Consider the following 3,076-nt stretch of genomic DNA (forward strand, 5'->3'; position numbering starts at 1 on the left):
CGGCCCCGGCCGCCGCGCCTGCCGCGGGCGGTAGCCGCGAAGTGCGCCGCGAGCGCATGAGCAACCTGCGCAAAACCGTTGCCCGTCGCCTCGTAACGGTGAAGAACGAGACGGCCATGCTCACCACCTTCAACGAGGTGAACATGCAGCCCATCATGGACCTGCGCAACAAGTTCAAAGACAAGTTCAAGGAGAAAAACGGCGTGGGCCTGGGCTTCATGTCCTTCTTCACCAAGGCCGTGTGCATTGCCCTGCAGGAGTGGCCCGCTGTGAACGCGCAGATTGACAACGGCGAAATCGTGTACTCCGACTTCTGTGACATCAGCATCGCCGTATCGGCCCCGAAAGGGCTGGTGGTGCCCGTCATCCGCAACGCCGAGCAACTCAGCTTCGACGGCATCGAGAAGGAAGTGGTGCGGCTGGCCGGCCTGGCCCGCGATAACAAGCTCACCTTGGAGCAGATGAGCGGTGGCACGTTCACCATCACCAACGGCGGCGTGTTCGGCTCTATGCTCAGCACGCCCATTATCAACGCGCCGCAGTCGGCCATTCTGGGCATGCACAACATCATTCAGCGCCCCATCGCCGAGAACGGGCAGGTGGTCATTCGCCCCATGATGTACCTGGCCCTGAGCTACGACCACCGCATCATCGACGGCCGCGAGTCGGTGTCGTTCCTGGTGCGCGTGAAAGAATTGCTCGAAGACCCGACCCGAATGATGTTCGGTATATAGCTCGAATAGATTTTGAATATTTCAAAGACCTGTTCCCAATTAGGGAACAGGTCTTTTCCGTTTTTGGGACGTATTCCAATATAAAAACAGTGTTTTTAGTCGTATTTTTAAATGTTAATGAAACATGTATAATTGAATTATTGTAAGAGCTTGTATATTTGCCATCTGTTCGAGCTGTTACATTATCGATTATGGGAAGATTCATTACTCCAACGTGCCAGGGCTGCCCCAACCGCAAGGGGCCGCTGATGGGCTGCTGCCAGCTCGAAGAGCTGGAGTTTATCTCCGGTAACAAGGTGTCGCAGAGCTACCAGAAGGGCGAGTGTATTTTCCGGGAAGGCAGCCCGGCCATGGGGCTGCACTGCGTGAACCAGGGCAAAATCAAGGTGACGAAGACCAGCGGCGACGGCAAGGAGCAGATTACCCAGTTGGCCAAGGACGGCGACGTACTCGGCTTCCAAGCCGTGCTGACGGAGGCGAAATACTCGACGTCGGCCGTGGCGCTCGACGACTGCGTGGTGTGTTTTATTCCCCGCGCCGATTTTTTCCGGGTATGGCAGTCCAATACCCAGTTTTCGGCTTCGCTGATGACCATGATGGCCAAGGCGCTGGGCGCCGCCGAAGTGCAGATGCTGCACTTGGCCTACAAGCCCGTGCGCGAGCGGCTGGCTGCCGCCCTGCTGATGCTGGTGCAAACCTTCCGCACCGAGGCGGAGCCGCTGCGCATTGCCGTGGGCCGCGAAGACCTGGCCTCGCTGGTGGGTACGGCCAAGGAGACGGTGAGCCGGCTGTTGTCGGAGTTTAAGGAAGCCGGCCTGATTGCCACGCGCGGCAGCGGTATCAATATTCTGAACGTAAGTGAGTTGAGCCAGCTGGCGTCGCGCTACGACTAGCCACCAGCAACGCTCTCATCGAAACCCCCAGCGGAGCTTCTGTGCTCTGCTGGGGGTTTTTGCTTGTTGGGCCAGAAAACGCAATGTAAAGGGTAAATTTTAAATAAAATAAATTACATTATTGATAAGTGTGCATTTCTTCGCAAAGTGAGCTAAATCAAAAAAAAAAGTGACGAATGTCATTTTTTATAGCCCCTCATTGGAGGGAGCTTTGTAATAATAAAAGTGCTCAATAAAGCGTACGTAACAGGCAATGGATGTGGATTTTGAGCTGGAAAAATTTCTGGCCTTAACCAATGAAAATATCTGCTACAGCAATTCGGCCGGCCAGAAAAAAGCATACTGACCAAGCCGTTATCAACTGGGACCCTGCTCCGCAGGACGACAAAATAAATTCAGTAGTAATTGAAAAAGTTATAAAAAAATTATTGGCGCAGCTGCCGGGGCTGGCAGCGGTAGCAATAGTAGAAACGGCCACCGGCCGGTGCCTGGCCCACCTGAGCCGCACTGCCGGATTTGACGCCGCTGCGGTAGCCACGCACAACGCGGCACTGGTGCGGCACAAGCAGCTGGCGATGAGTGCGTCCAGCCTGCGCGGCGAGCGACTAACCGACATCTTAATTCCTTTTCGCAAGCAGCTGCACCTCATTCGGCTGGCCCGTGGCGGGCAATGGTTCGGCTACCTGGCCATTGGCACGCAGGAAATCAGTCTGGCGCTGGCCCGCGAAATTCTTCAATCGATAATTCCCTGACGCAGTCAGTTCATTTTCAGTTCGATTCAATAAACCCAACCCTTTTTTTAACCACCCAATTTTTATGGCTTACTCCACCAACTCGCCCGCCGGCAAAGTAGTACAAGAAGTATTGAACGACCTGCCGGGCCTGCTAGCCGTGGCCGTGGTCGATATTAACTCGGGCATGGCCCTGGCCTCGCACTCGAACTCGCCGAGCCTGAATCCCGAAACGGCCGCCGCCTACAACACCGAAGTGGTGAAGCAAAAGCAAAAGGCCATGTCGGCCCTAAAGCTCACCGGCGAAAACATCGAGGATATCCTCATCACGCTTTCCAACCAGCTGCACCTCATTAAGCTGGCCGGCACTAAGTTTATTTACCTGGCTGTGAACGCGCGCGATACCAACCTGGCCATTGCCCGCGAGGTACTGCGCAGCTCTGCCGAGCAACTCAACTAGTTCTGCCTGAATGCCGGCGCGGGCCTGCGCCACCTGGCGTAGCCGCGCCCGTTGCTCCTTATGAACATACCTTTTCTCAAGCAGCTGCAGCGCTTGGCGGGGCCGGTGGCCCAGGAGGTGGAGGTGGAAACCACCGGCCCGGCCCGCGAACCCATCGAGCGCACCATGCAGCACCTGTTGGCCGAACTGCCCGACCTGCTGATGGCGGCCGTGGTGGAGGTGAGCACCGGCAAGCCCCTGGCCACCTACACCGCCGAG

5 protein-coding genes are annotated in these 3,076 nt (G+C 56.3%); all 5 read left to right on the top strand.

From position 1 onward, the window contains the following. On the top strand, positions 1-734 hold a 734-nt coding region (gene sucB / locus ACYVDE_RS18690; protein ID WP_460503060.1), incomplete at its 5' end, for a dihydrolipoyllysine-residue succinyltransferase. Between the two features lie 191 nt (positions 735-925). Beyond that, positions 926-1,627 carry a Crp/Fnr family transcriptional regulator gene (locus ACYVDE_RS18695; RefSeq protein WP_460503061.1) on the top strand — a complete coding sequence of 234 codons (702 nt, stop codon included), beginning with the start codon at positions 926-928 and terminating at the stop codon, positions 1,625-1,627. Positions 1,628-2,055: 428 nt separating this feature from the next. Then, positions 2,056-2,379, top strand: coding sequence for a hypothetical protein (locus ACYVDE_RS18700; RefSeq protein WP_460503062.1), 324 nt, complete (start codon positions 2,056-2,058; stop codon positions 2,377-2,379). A gap of 64 nt (positions 2,380-2,443) precedes the next feature. Then, on the top strand, positions 2,444-2,818 hold the full coding sequence (locus ACYVDE_RS18705; protein WP_460503063.1) for a hypothetical protein: 375 nt from the start codon (positions 2,444-2,446) through the stop codon (positions 2,816-2,818). Positions 2,819-2,878: 60 nt separating this feature from the next. Further along, on the top strand, positions 2,879-3,076 hold a 198-nt coding region (locus tag ACYVDE_RS18710), incomplete at its 3' end, for a hypothetical protein (protein WP_460503064.1).

Source organism: Hymenobacter agri, assembly GCF_054778495.1.

Coding starts and splice junctions, on each gene's coding strand:
- ACYVDE_RS18695 (WP_460503061.1), top strand. CDS start 926: ATGGGAAGATTCATTACTCCAACGTGCCAGGGCTGCCCCAACCGCAAG.
- ACYVDE_RS18705 (WP_460503063.1), top strand. CDS start 2,444: ATGGCTTACTCCACCAACTCGCCCGCCGGCAAAGTAGTACAAGAAGTA.